At 72.0% G+C, this 15,763-nt stretch carries 15 protein-coding genes; 9 read left to right on the top strand and 6 right to left on the bottom strand.

What is annotated here, in order from left to right; all coding sequences use genetic code 11:
- Positions 1-15: 15 nt before the first annotated feature.
- Positions 16-1,131 (bottom strand): HDOD domain-containing protein, encoded by a 1,116-nt coding sequence (locus CUC05_RS04000; RefSeq protein WP_108664779.1) that lies wholly within the window; start codon positions 1,129-1,131, stop codon positions 16-18.
- Positions 1,132-1,427: 296 nt separating this feature from the next.
- Between CUC05_RS04000 and CUC05_RS03995 the strand changes: the two genes are divergently transcribed.
- The gene (locus CUC05_RS03995) at positions 1,428-1,733 is read left to right on the top strand and encodes a hypothetical protein (RefSeq protein ID WP_157965182.1); all 306 of its coding nucleotides are present in this window, start codon (positions 1,428-1,430) and stop codon (positions 1,731-1,733) included.
- A gap of 64 nt (positions 1,734-1,797) precedes the next feature.
- Here CUC05_RS03995 and CUC05_RS03990 read toward each other — a convergent pair whose 3' ends face one another.
- Both CUC05_RS03990 and CUC05_RS03985 read right to left on the bottom strand, forming a co-directional pair.
- Positions 1,798-2,961 carry an HDOD domain-containing protein gene (locus CUC05_RS03990; protein WP_157965181.1) on the bottom strand — a complete coding sequence of 388 codons (1,164 nt, stop codon included), beginning with the start codon at positions 2,959-2,961 and terminating at the stop codon, positions 1,798-1,800.
- Positions 2,962-3,048: 87 nt separating this feature from the next.
- Positions 3,049-4,023 (bottom strand): DMT family transporter, encoded by a 975-nt coding sequence (locus tag CUC05_RS03985; protein ID WP_240606194.1) that lies wholly within the window; start codon positions 4,021-4,023, stop codon positions 3,049-3,051.
- Between the two features lie 50 nt (positions 4,024-4,073).
- Between CUC05_RS03985 and CUC05_RS03980 the strand changes: the two genes are divergently transcribed.
- The 4 genes from CUC05_RS03980 (at position 4,074) to CUC05_RS03965 (ending at position 7,204) form a co-directional block, all read left to right on the top strand.
- The gene (locus CUC05_RS03980) at positions 4,074-5,489 is read left to right on the top strand and encodes an FAD-binding oxidoreductase (RefSeq protein ID WP_240606193.1); all 1,416 of its coding nucleotides are present in this window, start codon (positions 4,074-4,076) and stop codon (positions 5,487-5,489) included.
- A gap of 51 nt (positions 5,490-5,540) precedes the next feature.
- Positions 5,541-5,993, top strand: coding sequence for a hypothetical protein (locus tag CUC05_RS03975; protein ID WP_108664774.1), 453 nt, complete (start codon positions 5,541-5,543; stop codon positions 5,991-5,993).
- Positions 5,994-6,074: 81 nt separating this feature from the next.
- Entirely contained in the window at positions 6,075-6,881 is an 807-nt protein-coding gene (locus CUC05_RS03970; protein WP_205712116.1) for an AzlC family ABC transporter permease, read from the top strand.
- Positions 6,878-7,204, top strand: coding sequence for an AzlD domain-containing protein (locus CUC05_RS03965; protein WP_108664773.1), 327 nt, complete (start codon positions 6,878-6,880; stop codon positions 7,202-7,204). Before CUC05_RS03970 ends, CUC05_RS03965 begins: the two co-directional genes overlap by 4 nt.
- A gap of 71 nt (positions 7,205-7,275) precedes the next feature.
- Here CUC05_RS03965 and CUC05_RS03960 read toward each other — a convergent pair whose 3' ends face one another.
- Positions 7,276-8,202 (bottom strand): alpha/beta hydrolase, encoded by a 927-nt coding sequence (locus CUC05_RS03960; RefSeq protein ID WP_157965180.1) that lies wholly within the window; start codon positions 8,200-8,202, stop codon positions 7,276-7,278.
- Between the two features lie 70 nt (positions 8,203-8,272).
- On the opposite strand from CUC05_RS03960, the gene CUC05_RS03955 reads away from it, so the two are divergent.
- From CUC05_RS03955 to typA, 3 genes are all read left to right on the top strand, one after another.
- A complete protein-coding gene (locus tag CUC05_RS03955) occupies positions 8,273-9,346 on the top strand; it encodes an adenosine deaminase (protein ID WP_108664771.1) in 1,074 nt (357 codons plus the stop codon).
- On the top strand, positions 9,343-9,744 hold the full coding sequence (locus CUC05_RS03950) for a pyridoxamine 5'-phosphate oxidase family protein (RefSeq protein WP_108664770.1): 402 nt from the start codon (positions 9,343-9,345) through the stop codon (positions 9,742-9,744). Before CUC05_RS03955 ends, CUC05_RS03950 begins: the two co-directional genes overlap by 4 nt.
- Positions 9,745-9,865: 121 nt before the next feature.
- Positions 9,866-11,752 carry a translational GTPase TypA gene (gene typA / locus CUC05_RS03945; protein ID WP_108664769.1) on the top strand — a complete coding sequence of 629 codons (1,887 nt, stop codon included), beginning with the start codon at positions 9,866-9,868 and terminating at the stop codon, positions 11,750-11,752.
- A 54-nt stretch (positions 11,753-11,806) separates the two neighbouring features.
- Here the strand turns inward: typA and CUC05_RS03940 are convergent, their stop codons facing one another.
- Together CUC05_RS03940 and CUC05_RS03935 are read right to left on the bottom strand one after the other, a co-directional pair.
- A complete protein-coding gene (locus CUC05_RS03940) occupies positions 11,807-12,850 on the bottom strand; it encodes an HD-GYP domain-containing protein (RefSeq protein WP_108664768.1) in 1,044 nt (347 codons plus the stop codon).
- A gap of 13 nt (positions 12,851-12,863) precedes the next feature.
- Complete coding sequence (locus tag CUC05_RS03935; RefSeq protein ID WP_108664767.1) at positions 12,864-14,888, bottom strand: ATP-binding protein; 2,025 nt, start codon at positions 14,886-14,888, stop codon at positions 12,864-12,866.
- A 159-nt stretch (positions 14,889-15,047) separates the two neighbouring features.
- On the opposite strand from CUC05_RS03935, the gene sigH reads away from it, so the two are divergent.
- Positions 15,048-15,695 (top strand): RNA polymerase sporulation sigma factor SigH, encoded by a 648-nt coding sequence (gene sigH / locus CUC05_RS03930; protein WP_108664766.1) that lies wholly within the window; start codon positions 15,048-15,050, stop codon positions 15,693-15,695.
- Positions 15,696-15,763: the final 68 nt, after the last annotated feature.

The following is a 15,763-nucleotide window of genomic DNA, read 5'->3' as shown; positions in this document are numbered from 1 at the left end:
CCGCAGGACCGGTTGCTACTGCACCCAGGCGGGCAGGCCGTCCAGCACGACGACGTCGTAGACGTCCACCCCGTCGGGGTGCAGTGCGGTCTGGACCGCATGGTGCACCCGGAACCCCAGCGCCCGGTCGTCCGGTTCCTCGCTGAGGGGGGGCAGGTGATGGCCGTCGATCATCCGGGCCAGCACCTTCGGCAACGACCACCGCCTGGCGAGCAGGGCCCCCGCAGTGGCGTGCGTGACGCCGAACGCCTCCTGCTCGGCTTCGTGCAGCGGCTGACCGCGGCGACGACTCTGCTCGCGCAGGACGGCATGGTCCTCGGGCCATGCCAGCGCCATCAACGGCATGCCGATGTCCAGCAGCAGCGCCCCCGTCCGGGCGTGCGGCGGCAGGTCCGGCATGCTGGCCGCCATGCGGGCAGCCGCAACGCCGTGGCGCTGCGAGTGCTCGATCACGTCGCGTGCCACGTCCAACGACGACACGGCCGAGAAGGCCGCTGAGGCGATCACCACCTGCCGGAGCGTCTCCACGCCGAGCAGCGCGGCGGCCTGGGCGAGGCTGGAGATGACGACGTTGTGCGACGCGAACCCGGCGTTGGCGAGGTGCAGGACCCTGGCGGCGAGCATCGGGTCGCGACCGACCGTCGTCGCGATCCGGTCGGTGGAGACCTCCGGATCCTCCATCAGGTCGCGCAGATCCGAGAGGATCCCGTGGGTCGGCGGCAGGCCGGCGACCCGACCGATGGCCTGCTGCAGGTCGTGGGGCACGTTCGCTGGCGCTGCGTCGAGCGCCAGCAACACGGCGCGCAGCGTGGTCGCGGAGGGTTCGCGGGTCAGGACCCGATGGGCGACGCCCATCTCGACACCGGATGACGGCAGGCGCTCGTCCTGCTCGTCGACCAGCAGGCGGGCCGCCGACGGCTGGATGCTCCTGACGAGGGTCAACAACGTCGCACCGCCGATGTGCCCGACGGTCCGCGCGGCGACCACCGCGTCCCATCGCTGGCTGCGCAGGTGCCCCAGGCAGCCGACCCCGTCCTCGGCCAGGGCGATGGTCCACCCGAACCGGTCGCGCAGCTCCGTGGCAGCGCGCGACAGCACACCCCCGGGCACGTCGACGACGAGCATGAACATTGGTGGTTCCCCGATGGAACGGACGGACGACGCAACCTCCATCGGCGGACGACACCGGTACATGAGGTATCGCTGGTCGTGCGCCCCGATCCGGTGCTAGCGTGTCCCCCGTGCAGCAGCAGCTGGTAGCCACCCTCGCAGCCGACCTCGTACTCGGCTGCGCTTCTGCTGTGCTCATCATCGGCGGGCGTTCCTAGCCCCCGACCGACCACCGGGCAGGCAGGAGCGGCCCGGTGGACCATCGCACCCTGCTCCCCGTGTCGCCCCTCGCCGGCCCTCCGACGAAGGACCTTCACGTGAGGCGTTCCCCCCACGGACCACCCGCCAGCCCGCCTGCGCCGACCCGCCTGCGGTTGGAGCTCGACGATCGTTGCCGCGCCCTCGCCCGGGTGATCGCCCTCGTCGAGGGCAGGGGCCTGCAGATCGGCGACCTCCGGTACCGCCCCGCCGGCCCGACGCGGGACGTGGCCGAGGCGGTCATCGAGATCATCGGGACCGATCCGGACGCGACACCCGATCGGCTGACCACCCTGCTGGCACGCATCGAGTCGTTGCCGAGCGTTCGCCGCGCTCGTGTGGAGCACCCCGCGCTGACGAGCTGACCCGGACCCCGGGGCTCGCGTCGCCCCCCGGTCTCCGACGTCGGGCTCGTCCGGGGGTGGCGGGCTATCCCCGGGTGTCGGGTGGTCCTGCCCACTCGACGTCCTCGACCCGCCACCGGTCGACCCACTCCGGCACGTCGAGCTCGACGCCGTGGTCGTGGATGTCGCGTCCGGCCGGGTCGCCGAGCTGGGCGGCCCGGTGCACGACGTAGCCCAGTGCCCGGCGTTCGGGAACCGGGGAACGCGGGACGAAGTGGTGGCCGGCGACCATCTCGACGATCGATGTCGGCAGCGACCAGCGACGAGCCAGCAGCGCGCCGGCCTCGGAATGGGAGGTGCCCAGCACGCGCATCTCCTCCACGTGCAGCGGCACCGAACGTTCGTGGACCATCGCCCGCAGCTCGGCGTGCACGTCGGGCCAGGTGAGCGCCATCAGCGGCAGGCCGATGTCCAGCAACAACCCGCCGATGGCGGCATGCGGCGGCAACGTGCCCGAGGCCATGGCCGCCGCAGCCACGGCGACCCCGTGGCGTTGCACCGCCGCGACGAGGGTGGGATCGACGCCGAGCTGTTCGGCAGCCGCGAAGGCTGCGGAGGCGAGGACGACCTGGCGGAGCACGCGCATGCCGAGCAGCGCCGCGGCCTGCTCGAGGTCGTGGACGCTGCCGGCACGACCGGCCAGGCCCGCGTTGGCGAGGTGCAGGACCTTGGCGGCGATGGCCGGTTCGGTGCGCACGACGGCGGCGACCCGGTCCGGGCTGCAGGCCGGATCGGTCAGGATGGTCTTCAGGTCGGTGAGGATGCGCGCCACGGACGGCAGTCCGGCGACCGCACCGACGCTGTCGACGAGGTCCTGCGGCGCCCGCATGCCGCCGACGCCCATGACGACGAGCATCGCCTTGAGGGCGGCTGGGGTCGGCACGTCGTCGAGGACACGGTGGGCGATCTCGGCGACGGCGAGCGCAGTCGCGGACCCTCCACCCGGATCCAGGCGCACGAGGCACCGCGTCGCGGACGGCTGCTTGAGCCGGGCCAGCGCCAGCGCGCTGCTGCCGTCGCCGAACTCGTCGTCGGCTGCGACGAGGGCGTCCCAGCGTTGGGCGGTGAGCGCCCCGACGACTTCGCCGATGCTCGAGGCGGTGGAGGTGGTCCAGCCGTACGCGGACGCAACCTCACCGGCGAGCTGCGTCAGCCTGCCGGGGTTGTCGTCGACGAAGAGCACATGCACGGTTCCGATCCCTCCGTCGGGGAGGGCCTCCACCATGCATGATCGGCCGGCACCGCGGTGACCTGAGGTCACGACCATCACGCAGGGTCACACGACCGGCGACGCCCCGACTCGGCGGTTGGGCACGGCGAGGATCGCCAGCCCGACGCCGATCGCCGCGGCACCGACGAGCTGCAGCACGGTCGGGCGTTCCGCCAGGATCCCGACGGCCAGGATCGCGGCCGTCAGCGGCTCGGCCAGGCTGAGGGTCGCGCCCACCGCAGCGGTCACCTCGCGCAGCCCGGCACCGTAGAGCAGGTAGGCGATGAGGATGGTCGGCCCGGCAAGCCACAGGAGCATCGCGATCCCCCGCGGGTCGGCGAGCCAGCCGAGGTCGAGCCCGACGAGGAGGGGCAGCACGAGGACCGCTCCCCCGCCGAACACCGCGGCCATGGCGCGGGCCGGCGGCCACCGGTCGAGGAGCTGCTTGGACGACACCGCGTAGGTGGCGTAGGAGAGGCCGGCGAGCAACGCCAGCCCGATGCCGGCGAACGCACCGCCGCCGGGCCCCGCGAGGAGGACCAGCCCGATGGTCGCGATGCCGGTCGACGACCACCACCTGGGCGTCGGGCGACGTCCGCTGACCGCCCACTCGATCAGGCCCGTGAAGACCGGCGAGGAGCCGATTGCCACCGCCGTTCCCACCGCCACCCCGGCACGGTCCACGGCGGCGAAGAACGACAGCTGGTACGCCGCGACCCCGACGGCCCCGCACAGCATCGGCAGCAGCGGCAGGCCCGCCGGCGAGGTGGGCGTGCTGGGGGTGGAGGGCCGCGTGGAGAGCCGCGTGGAGACCAGCATCCAGGCGGTCAGCACGGCGCCGCCGGCGACAAGGCGGGTGATCCCGACCGCCTGCGGGCTCGCGCCCTCGGGGCCCAGCGCCTGGGCGGTGCCCGTGGTCCCCCACAGGACCGCGCCGAGCAGCACCAGCACCACCCCGCGGGTCCTGGCCGATGACCGTGGCGGCCCCGTGGGCCCGCCGTCGGGTGGCGGCGTGGATCGGGACGGTCGGGCAGCGGGCACGGGGCACAGTGTGGCGCCGGGCCCGGTCCTCGCCACCGTATGGTGGACGGGTGCGCACCCCAACCGAGACCCGCCCCGTGCCCGAGCACGTCGCCGCCGCGCTCGACGAGCTGTCCCGGGCCCTTCCTGCCGGCCGCCTCCTGACCGACCCCGACGTCCTGGCGTCCTACCGGACCGACCGCGCCCCCGACCTGCGTGCCGGCACGCCGGCGGCGGTGATCCGGGCCAGGTCGACCGGTGAGGTCCAGCAGGTGATGCGCACCGCGACCCGCCACCGCGTCCCGGTCGTGCCCCGTGGTGCCGGGGCCGGGTTGCACGGCGGGTCCAACGCCGTCGACGACGGGATCGTGCTGTCGATGGAGGCGATGACGTCGATCCTCGACGTCGACCCCGCCGACCGGCTCTGCGAGGTCGAGCCCGGCATCATGAACCTGGCCCTGAAGGAGGAGCTGGCGGTCGACGGGCTGTGGTACGCCCCCGACCCGGCGTCCATGGCGTTCTGCTCCATCGGCGGCAACGTCGCCACCAACGCCGGGGGCCTGTGCTGCCTGAAGTACGGCGTGACCCGCGACTGGGTGGCAGGGCTGGAGGTCGTCCTGGCTGACGGGCGGGTCATCGAGACCGGCAGCCGCACCATCAAGTCCGTCGCCGGTTACGACCTGACGTCGTTGATCGTCGGCAGCGAGGGCACCCTCGGGGTGGTCACGAGGGCCCGGCTCCGCATCAGGCCGCTGCCCCCGCCCGCCAGCACGCTGGTCGCCTTCTTCGGCGACCTCGGCGACGCAGGCCGGGCAGTGGTGGAGATCTGCGAGGGCGAACCCCCGGCCCTGCTGGAGATCATGGACGCCTCCACGATCCGTGCGGTCGAGGAGTGGCAGCGCATGGACCTCGACACCGACGCGGCGGCCCTGCTGCTGATGCGCAGCGACGTTGCCGTCGACCGGTCCGGACACGTGGCCGCCATGGAGGAGATCTGTGCCCGCCACGGCGCGACGTTCGTCGCGCGGACCGACGACCCCGACGAGGGCGAGGCGTTCCTGCAGGCCCGGCGCCTGGCGCTGCCGGCGGTCGAACGACACGGCGTCGCGCTGCTGGAGGACGTCGGCGTCCCGCGTTCGCAGGTCCCGGCGCTGCTCGCCAGCACCGCCCGGATCGCCGCTGACCGGGGCACGGAGATCTACAGCTACGGCCATGCCGGGGACGGCAACATGCATCCGACCCTGCGCTGGGACCATGACGACGCCGACGGCAAGGTGCGGGCCATGCAGGCGTTCGACGACATCCTCGAGGCGGCGCTGGCGCTCGGCGGCACCGTCACCGGCGAACACGGGATCGGTCTGCTGAAGGAGAAGTGGCTGCAGCGGGAGGTCGGCGAGGACGCGATGGACGTCCAGCAGGCCATCAAGGACGCGCTGGACCCGGCGGGCATCCTCAACCCCGGCAAGATGGCCCTGCGGCTGCGCTGAGCAGACGCGGCATGGTTCGGCCGGCGCCCGGCCGGATAGGGTTGCCTCCACATGGCCTACAAGCTCCCCAACCCCGAACGCGAGCGGACCGAGCGCAACCGTGAGCTGAAGCGGCTGCGCAGCCCCGACGAGGAGGACCGGGTCCAGCGGGCGGCGGCCCTGATGCTCGTGTTCCACGAGGAGCGCGACATCAACCACGTCATGGAGCTGGCCCAGATCGTGATGGACGCCGCGGACGACGGGGTCGACGTGCTGGTGACGACCTACCTCGAGGACGTGGCCGACGCGGAGGACCGGATGGAGCGGCTGGCCATGCTGGCCAACGTCGGTCGCTGGATCGAGTCCGCGGCCCTCGAGGACGTCGCACGCGACCGCGGTGTTGCCGTCGCCGCGGACTGGTGCGGACAGGTCAACGACGAGATCGACCGGGCTGAGCGCTTCAGCGTCGTCGAGCGACGCTTCGACGCCGACGTCCGCAAGGCCGTGCAGGCGAGGTTCCCATGACGGGTGCCCTGCGCAGCTGACGCAGCGGTCCACTTCGCGGACCTGTTGCAGCGCGTCGGCCCGCGACCCACAGTGTCCCGGATGGCCACCCCTCCCACGTCGACGGCGACGTTCGCGACGGCGCGGTCCGCGGTGTTCGCGGGCATGCGTGACATCTCCCCCGTCGTGCTCGGCATGGCCCCGTTCGGGTTGCTTGCCGGCATCGCCGCGCTGGAGGCCGGCATGCCGGCATGGGGCGCCAGCGTCTTCTCGACGTTCGTCTTCGCCGGCGCAGCACAGCTGGCGGCGCTCGACCTGATCGCCCAGGGCGCCGCCGCTCCGATCGTGATCGGCACGATCGTGGTCATCAACGCCAGGTTCCTGATGTACTCCGCGAGCCTCGCCGTGCACCTCGGCGAGGAGCCGGCGCACCGGCGACTCGGCGTGGCCTACCTGCTGACCGACCAGGCCTACGCGGTCACGATCGCCCGGCTGACCGACAACCCCGGCCTGGCCCACCGGGTGGCCTACTACACGGGTGCCGGCGGGCTGCTGTGGGCCTGCTGGCAGGGCTACACGATCGCGGGGACGCTCGCCGGCGCGGCCATCCCCGCCGACGTCCCGATCGAGTTCGCCATCCCGTTGGTGTTCGCCGCCCTGCTGGTGCCGGCGCTCACCGACCGGGCGACGCTGCTCGCGGCCGTGGCCAGCGCGCTGGTCGCCACCCTCGCCGCGGGCCTGCCGGCCAACCTCGGCCTGCTGCTCGCCGCGGCGGCCGGCGTGTCCGTGGGCCTCGCGACGTCGGTCCGCAACGGCTCCCTGGACCGCCAGTCGGCGACGGTCGCCGGTGGTCGAGCGGTGCAGGTCGAGCCGACCCCGGACGACACCGGCCGGGAGGAGGCGGCATGACCGGCACCCTCTGGGCCATCGCCATCGTTGGTGGCGTCGGCACGCTGCTGGAACGCTGGTCGTTCCTGTCCATCGCCCACCGCGCGACCGCCCTGCCGCCGGTCGTGCAGGAGGGGCTGCGCATGATCCCCGCAGCAGCCCTGGCCGCCCTGGTGGCCCCGGCGGTCTTCCGGGGCGGGTCCGCCGACGGCTCGATCGACCTGCTCGACCCTCGCCTGCCCGCCGCTCTCGCGGCCGTGCTGGTGATGTGGCGGACCCGCAACATCGTGCTGACCCTGCTGGTCGGCATGGGCGTCCTGCTGGGCCTCGACGCCGTCCTGTAGCCGGCGTTCTCGCGAGGCGTTCTCGCGAGGCCAGCCCGGTCCGGGGCCCGGCCGTGCTCGGAGGGTGCGGGCTACCGGGAGAGCAGTCCGCGAAGCCCACCGACGACGGCCTCGGTGGCCGCTGCCGCCGCCCGACTGGTCCCGCCCATGCCGAGGAACCCGTGGATCAGGCCCGGGAAGTGCAGGCCAGCAACCGACACGCCAGCCTCGCGCAGCCGCTCGGCGTAGCGCAGACCGTCGTCCTTCAGCAGGTCGTACCCCGCGGTGGCCACCACGGCGGGCGGCAGGCCCGACAGGTCCGACAGCTCGCCCGGCGAGAACCCGTTCCCCGGCGCGTAGGCGTCGTAGAACCACTGCATCGTGGACTTGGTCAGGCCGTAGCCCTCGGCGAGGTCGTCGTGGGACGCTGACCCCATCGTCGGCTCCATCGCGGGGTAGACCAGGCACTGGGCGGCGATGGTCGGGGCCCCGTCGGTGTCACGGGCCCGCGCGGCCACGGCGGCGGCCAGCAGGCCACCCGCGGAGTCGCCCGCCACGACCAACCGGTCGGCGTGGAAGCTGTCGCCCATCTCGCTGGCGGCGTACTCCACGGCCTCCCATGCGTCGTCGTGCGCCGCCGGGTAGGGGTGCTCGGGCGCCAGCCGGTAGTCCACCGACAACACGATGGCCGGCAGCGCAGCGAACGCCCGGGCCATCTCGTCGTGGGTCCTCGGGTTGCCCAGCACCCAGCCGCCGCCGTGGAAGAACACCACCAGCGGCAGCGGGCCGTCGTGCACGGAGCGGCCCAGCGGGCGGTAGGCCCGGTACCACAGGTCACCGATCCGGTACTCCTCCACGGAGCACTCCGCGCCGCGGGGCGGCCCGTCGCCGCGGCGAATCGCGACGACCTGCTCGTAGGCGGCCCGTGCCTGCGCGGCGGTCTCCATCTGCTCGTACGGCGTGCCGCCCGCCTCGGCGAGGTCGGCCAGATATCGTGCGGTCTCGGGGTCCAGCGTCATGCCCCAATCATGGCGCACGTGTCGACCACGATGCTGCACGAGCCCTTGTCCACGCTGGCATGATCGCGGCATGTCCCTCGACGCCCAAACCATCCGCAAGGCACCGAAGGTCCTCCTGCACGACCACCTCGATGGAGGACTGCGACCGCAGACCGTGATCGAGCTCGCCGCCGAACAGGGCTACGACGAGCTGCCGACGACCGACCCCGACGACCTGGCTGCCTGGTTCACCCGCGGCGCGGACCGCAAGTCCCTCGAGCTGTACCTGGAGGGCTTCCGCCACACCGTGGCGGTCATGCAGGACCCCGACTCGCTGATGCGGGTCGCCCAGGAGTGCGCCGAGGACCTGGCCGACGACGGAGTGGTCCACGCCGAGGTCCGCTTCGCCCCCGAGCAGCATCTCGAGCACGGCCTCGACATGGACCAGGTCGTGGAGGCCGTGCTCGCCGGGTTCAGGAAGGGCTCGGCCGGCCGGGGCATCACGATCGGCACACTCATCACCGCGATGCGCCATGCCGCCCACTCCCGCGAGGTCGCCGAGCTGGCCATGCGCCACAAGGACGAGGGTGTCGTCGGCTTCGACATCGCCGGCGCCGAGTCCGGGTATCCCCCGACGCGCCACCTCGACGCGTTCCAGCTGATACAGCGGGAGCTGTCGCACATCACCATCCACGCGGGTGAGGCGTTCGGGCTGCCCTCCATCTGGGAGGCGCTGCAGTTCTGCAACGCCGAACGGCTGGGGCACGGCGTCCGCATCGTCGACGACATCACCGTCGACGAGGACGGCACCGCCCACCTGGGGCGGCTTGCCGCGTTCGTGCGCGACAACCGCGTCCCCCTCGAGATGTGCCCCACCTCCAACGTGCACTCCGGTGCCGCCCCCTCGCTGGCCGAGCACCCAATCGACCTGCTCAAGCGGCTGCGCTACCGGGTGACGGTCAACACCGACAACCGGTTGATGAGCAACGTGTCGATGACCTCGGAGATGACCGCCCTCGTCGAGACGTTCGACTGGACGCTGGAGGACCTGCGCTGGGTCACCATCAACGCCATGAAGAGCGCCTTCTGGCCGTTCGACGAACGGCTGGCGCTGATCGACGACGTCATCAAGCCCGGCTACGAGGCGCTGGGTGCCACCCGGTGAGCATCGACCACACCGATCCCCCACCTGGCGTCCTCGCCTTCCTCGCCGAACGCCACCTGGCGACGTTGACCACCCTGCGGCCCGACGGCACCCCGCATGTCGTCCCCGTCGGGTTCACCTGGGACCCCGAGGGCCCCACGGTCCGGATCATCACCAACGCCGCCAGCGTGAAGGCCCGCAACGTCGGCGGCGGCGGCCGGGCAGTCGTCAGCCAGGTCGACGGCGGCCGTTGGCTGACGGTGGAGGGCCGGGGGCGTGTGACCGACGACCCCGACGACGTCGCCGAGGCGGTCCGTCGCTACACCGAGCGCTACCGCCCACCGCGTACCAACCCCGACCGGGTCGCGATCGAGATCACCATCGACCGCATGATGGGCCGCGCTCCCGACGACGCCTGACCGGGCGCCGGGGGACGGCCGGTCGGACCGGTGAGGGACACATGACGGCCGCTACCCTTGACGGCCAGAGCGGGCCCGTCGACCGATGGGCCCGCCGTCCGTTCGCCCGAAGGCTCCTCCGATGTCCACCCCCACCCGCGCAACCCGCGACGACTCGCGCAACATCGCCATCGTCGCCCACGTCGACCACGGCAAGACCACCCTTGTCGACGCGATGCTCCACCAGTCCGGCACGTTCCGTGCGAACCAGGACGTCGCCAACCGCGTGATGGACTCCGGCGACCTGGAGAAGGAGAAGGGCATCACCATCCTGGCCAAGCACACCGCGGTGCGGTTGCCGGCCAAGGGGGATCGCGGCGAGACCAAGGTCACGATCGTCGACACCCCCGGTCACGCCGACTTCGGTGGCGAGGTCGAGCGCGCCCTGTCCATGGTCGACGGGATCGCCCTGCTGGTCGACGCCGCCGAGGGTCCCCTGCCGCAGACGCGCTTCGTGCTGCGCAAGGCGATGCAGATGACCCGGACCGGCGCGGACCGTGCCGGGCTGCCGATGATCCTGGTCATCAACAAGATCGACCGGCCCGACGCCCGCCCGGCCGAGGTCGTCGACGAGGTGTTCGAGCTGCTGTTCGACCTCGACGCCGACGAGGACAGCATCGACTTCCCGATCGTCTACACCAACGCCAAGGCCGGGACCGCCTCGCTGGACCCCGACACCCCCGGCGAGGACCTGACGGCGCTGTTCGACACGATCCTCGACACCATCCCGCCGCCCTCCCACGACCCCGAGCACCCCCTCCAGGCGCTGGTCACCAACCTGGACGCCTCGCCCTACCTCGGCCGCCTGGCGCTGTGCCGCGTGCACAACGGCCACCTGGAGAAGGGCAAGCAGGTCGCCTGGATCGACGAGCACGGCGAGAAGCGCAACGTCAAGGTCGTCGAGCTGTTCACCACCGAGGGCCTGGAGCGCGTCCCCACCGAACGGGTCGGGCCGGGCGAGATCTGCGCCGTCGCCGGCATCGAGCAGGTCATGATCGGTGACACGCTGGCCGACCCCGAGAACCCCGTGGCCCTGCCGGGCATCCGCGTCGACGAGCCGACGCTGGCGATGACCATCGGGATCAACACCTCCCCGCTGTCCGGCCGGTCCGGCGACAAGGTCACCGCCCGTGTCCTCAAGGACCGCCTGGACCGCGAGCTCATCGGCAACGTGGCGCTCCGCGTGTCCAACACCGACCGCCCGGATGCGTGGGAGGTCAAGGGTCGCGGCGAGCTGCAGCTGGCCATCCTCGTCGAGCAGATGCGTCGCGAGGGCTTCGAGCTGACCGTCGGCAAGCCGCAGGTCATCCCACAGGAGATCGACGGCAAGACCCACGAGCCGCTGGAACGCGTCACCGTCGACGTCCCCGAGGAGCACTCGGGCACCGTCACCCAGCTGCTGGCCGAACGCCGCGGTCGCATGGTCGCCATGACCAACCACGGCACCGGCTGGGTCCGCATCGACTACCTGGCCCCGACCCGTGGCCTCATCGGGTTCCGCACCGAGTTCCTGACCGCCACCCGCGGCACCGGTGTCCTCAACCGCGTGTTCGAGGAGTACGTGCCGTGGATGGGCGAGGTCCGCACCCGCAACACCGGCTCGCTCGTCGCCGACCGCAAGGGCCCGGTGACGGCGTTCGCCCTGCAGAACCTGTCCGACCGCGGTGTGATGTTCGTCGGCCCCGGTGAGGACGTCTACGAGGGCATGATCGTCGGCGAGAACGCCCGGTCGGAGGACATGGACCTCAACGTCACCAAGGAGAAGAAGCTCAACAACATCCGCTCCGCGACCGGCGAGGAGCTGGTCCGCCTGACCCCGCCGAAGGTCATGGCGCTGGAGCAGGCGCTGGAGTGGATGCGCGGCGACGAGTGCGTCGAGGTCACCCCCGACGCCATCCGCCTGCGCAAGGTGGAGCTGGACCAGAACCTCCGCGCCCGCCAGGCCAAGCGCGCCAAGAACGACGCCTGATCCCGTGCTCGCCCGCCGGTCCACCGGCGGGCATCCGCGTCATGCGCGTGTGGGTCATCCCGCGGTGACGGGCCGGTCGACGACCTCGAGGAACGCCTCCACGACGGCGGGGTCGAACTGCTGCCCGGACGCGTCGGCGATCTCCTTGCGGGCGATGTCCTCGGGCCATGCCGCCTTGTAGCAGCGCTCGTGGGTGAGGGCGTCGTAGACGTCGGCCACGCTCACGATGCGGGCCTCGAGCGGGATCTCCTCAGCCCGGAGGTCGTGGTAGCCGTGCCCGTCCCACCGGTCGTGGTGGTGCAGCGCCATGACCGACGCCAGCTGCAGCAACGGCGACTCGCTGTCGCGGAGGAGCTCGTGACCCACCTCCGTGTGGGTCCTGATGATCGCGAACTCGTCCTCGTCGAGGGGACCGGGCTTGAGCAGCACCCGGTCCGGGACCTTGATCTTGCCCAGGTCGTGCAGCGGGGCGGCGAGCCCGATCAGCTCGGCGCGGTCGTGGTCGATGCCGAGCTCCAGGGCGATCGCCCGCGAGGTGTCGCCGACGCGACGGATGTGCTTGCCGGTCTGGTCGTCGCGGAACTCCGCGGCCAGCGCCAGCCGGTCCACGGTCTCGGCCTGGGCCCGCCAGAGCTCGGCGGTGCGGTCCCTGACCCGGGACTCCAGCATCCGGTTGTGGTCCTCCAGTCGCGCGTGCAACCAGCGCGTCTGCAGGAGGTTGTGCATTCGCAGCAGGACCTCGGTGCGGTCGAACGGCTTGGTGACGAAGTCCATGGCACCGCCGGCCAGCGCCCGGTCGCGGGTCGCCGTGTTGGCGTCGGCGGTGAGGACGAGGATCGGCAGGAACGTCCCGTGGTCGTTGAGGTCCTCCAGCAGGCCCATCACCTCGAACCCGTCCATGCCCGGCATGTTGAGGTCCAGCAGCACCAGGTCGGGCCAGCCGTGCTCCAGCATCTCCGGCAGGGCCATCGGGTTGGTCGTCGCATGCACGTGCCGGTACCCCTCGTGGCCGAGGATCCGGCGCAGGAGCAGCACGTTCGTCGGCTCGTCGTCGATGACGAGGATGCGGGCGTCGTGATGGGTCTCGGGAGGATGCACGCGGGGCCTCGGGTCAGTCCATCGGGATGCGGTCGCCGATGTGGGCGTCGACCACGCCGAGCAGCGAGTCGATGTCGAACGGCTTGGACAGGTAGTCGTCGGCGCCCGCCTCCCGCAGCACCTGGACCCGGTCCGGGGTTGCGTCGGCGCTGACCACCACCACCGGGATCGTCGCGGTGCGCGGGTCCTCGCGGAGGCGCCGGAGCACCTCGGACCCGGGAAGGTCGGGCAGGCCCAGGTCCAGCAGCACCAGGTTCGGCCGGTCGCGGACGGCCCAGTCCAGCCCGCGCGTGCCATCCGGTGCGTGCACGAGATGGACCGCTGGACGTCGACGGAGGACCCGCTCGACCAGCTTGGCGTTGATCCTGCTGTCCTCCACGTAGAGGACGGTCCCTGCGGAACCGGTCCCGATCGCGGCCCGGGCCGTCCCGCTGTGGGTGTCCTCGAGGTCCAGCACCGGGTCGCCCACCGGCAGCACGAGGCGGAACTCCGTGCCCTCACCGACCGTGGAGGTGGCGTCGAGCCCTCCGCCCATGGCCTCGGCCAGCCGACGGGACAACGCCATCCCGAGACCCGTGCCCTCCACCCCCGACACCTCGGCGCCGAGCCGTTCGAACGGCATGAACAGCTGGGCCATGCGGTTGGCGGGGATGCCAACCCCGGTGTCCCGTACCCGCACGACGACATCGTCTGATTCCTGCTCGAGCCGGATGACGACCCGGCCGCCGACCCGGTTGTACTTCACCCCGTTGGACAGCAGGTTCAGCAGGATCTGGGTCATCCGCTGCCGGTCGGCCCTGACCCACGGACCGGATCCCTCGGACGGCTCGACCAGGAACGTGACCTCGTTGGCCTCCGCTGCGGGCGCCACCAGCGAGCAGCACTGCTGGACGACCTCTCGCACGTCGAGCGACTCGGCCGTCAGCGGCAGGTACCCGGCCTCGATGCGGGAGATGTCGAGCACCTCGTCGACCAGCCCGAGCAGGTGCTGGCCGGCCGCGCGGATCTGCTGGAGGGAGTCCCGGGCGTCGTCGGCCAGCGGCTCGAGCTCGAGGAGCTGTGCGAAGCCCAGGACGGCGTTCAGGGGCGTCCGCAGCTCGTGGCTCATCCGCGAGACGAACTCGGACTTGGCGCGGTTGGCCCGCTCCGCCTCGTGTGCCCGGCGTTCGCGCGCGGCATGCTCGATCCGCTCCAGGCCGGCGCGCACCAAGGACGCGATCTGCGCCGTCGAGGCCAGCAGGGTGCCCATGCCCTCGGGCAGGTCGTTGGCGTCGGTGCTGACCATCACCAACCTCGTGTTGGTCGGCCCGTGCAGCGGCCAGACGAGGCCGTGCACGAGGTCACCCGGCAGCGTCTCGCCCGCACGTTCGCCTCGGAGGCCCTGGCCACCGGCCACGACCGCGTGGAGTGCGTCGGCGTCGATGTCGGCGGTGCCGCGCTCGGCGAGGACCACCACGCTCCCGACCACGGGAGCAGTGGCCTCGACGACGTCGTCGTATCCCGGGTCGCGGACCACCATCCCCGCGGTCCAGCCGAAGGCGTCCACCATGACCTGCACTGCCGTCGCGGCCACCTCCTGGGCCGTGGTGGCAGCGGCCACACCCTCCATGACCTGGTGGAGCGCAGCGACCTCGGTGGCCTGCACTCGCCGTCGGTCGGCGTCGAGCAGCCGCTCGCAGGCCACGCCCGCGGTTCGGGTCAACCCCTCGAGCAGCTCGATGGAGGGTGGGCCATCGTTGTCGACGGTCAGGTCCAGGATCCCCACCGGTCGGCCGCCGGCCCCCACGGCCAACACCGTCCCGTGGCCGGGGTGCTCCGTGACGCTGGCCTCCGACGCGAGCACCTGCTGGATGCGTGTCGGCAGCGCGACGAGGTCCCGCTGGCCGTGCACGGCCGGGACCGGCCACCGGGTGACTCCCCGCACACCCGGCACGGTCGTCAGCACCGCTGCCAGCCCGGCCAGGACCGCGTCGACGCTGACCGCGCGATCGATGTGATCGAGCAGGTCGAGGAGCGGGGAGGCGGGGGGTGAGGTCATCGGCTGAACAGCGTTCGCTACGCAGTGTGCCCGTTGGTGAACGTGCCGGCAGGTTCGATCGCCGAGAAGAAAACCGTAACGCCCGACGAACCCCCTCGTTGTACGGGATGAGACGGCAGCCGATCCACCGGTTCGCCGCCCACCGGAAGGACGAGGACTGTGACGACTGCGACGCTTGCCCCCGACAGCACCGAGCTGGCCGACGAGGACCTGGTCGAGGTTGCCCGCACCGGGGACGAGGCCGCGCTGGCCGAGCTGCTCAGGCGCTTCCGTCCGCAGGTCCGTGCCAAGGCCAAGACCTACTTCCTGTCCGGCGGCGACCGCCAGGACGTCATCCAGGAAGGCATGATCGGGCTGTACAAGGCGGTCCGGGACTACGACCGCAGCAAGCATCCCAGCTTCCGCCACTTCGCCGACCTCTGCGTCACCCGGCAGGTCATCACCGCCATCAAGGGCGCGAACCGCCGCAAGCACGCCCCGCTGAACGCCTACGTGTCGCTGACCGGCTCGGTCAGCCACGAGGACGACTCCGACATGGAGTACCGGGAGCGGATCGCCGATGACGGGCAGGACCCGATCCACAGGATCACGTCCGCGACCGACCTCGACCAGCTCCGCTCCTTCTGCGCCGAGGTCCTCAGCGACCTCGAGACCGAGGTGCTGGTTCGCTACGTGAGCGGGGAGTCCTACTCCGACATCGCCGTCGAGCTGGGCCGACACGCCAAGGCCATCGACAACGCCCTCCAGCGGGTCAAGCGCAAGCTCGAGCAGTACGTCCAGGAGCGCCGCATCCGTCCGACGGACTGACCCCACCCGACGTCCAAGCGGCCGCCGCCCAACCCCGCCGCCACACGCCCTGCCCGGGACCCCTCGTC

Source organism: Euzebya rosea (assembly GCF_003073135.1).
Taxonomy (GTDB): Bacteria; Actinomycetota; Nitriliruptoria; order Euzebyales; family Euzebyaceae; genus Euzebya; species Euzebya rosea.
Note: the sequence above shows the minus strand (reverse complement) of the source record. Positions and strands in the feature narration are given on the sequence as shown.

What these genes read in the sequence shown, in the direction of transcription:
- CUC05_RS04000 (WP_108664779.1), bottom strand. Translation starts at nt 1,131, where the DNA reads ATGTTCATGCTCGTCGTCGACGTGCCCGGGGGTGTGCTGTCGCGCGCT.
- CUC05_RS03975 (WP_108664774.1), top strand. Translation starts at nt 5,541, where the DNA reads ATGGCCTACAAGCTCCCCAACCCCGAACGCGAGCGGACCGAGCGCAAC.
- CUC05_RS03970 (WP_205712116.1), top strand. Translation starts at nt 6,075, where the DNA reads ATGGCCACCCCTCCCACGTCGACGGCGACGTTCGCGACGGCGCGGTCC.
- CUC05_RS03965 (WP_108664773.1), top strand. Translation starts at nt 6,878, where the DNA reads ATGACCGGCACCCTCTGGGCCATCGCCATCGTTGGTGGCGTCGGCACG.
- CUC05_RS03960 (WP_157965180.1), bottom strand. Translation starts at nt 8,202, where the DNA reads ATGACGCTGGACCCCGAGACCGCACGATATCTGGCCGACCTCGCCGAG.
- CUC05_RS03955 (WP_108664771.1), top strand. Translation starts at nt 8,273, where the DNA reads ATGTCCCTCGACGCCCAAACCATCCGCAAGGCACCGAAGGTCCTCCTG.
- typA (WP_108664769.1), top strand. Translation starts at nt 9,866, where the DNA reads ATGTCCACCCCCACCCGCGCAACCCGCGACGACTCGCGCAACATCGCC.
- CUC05_RS03935 (WP_108664767.1), bottom strand. Translation starts at nt 14,888, where the DNA reads ATGACCTCACCCCCCGCCTCCCCGCTCCTCGACCTGCTCGATCACATC.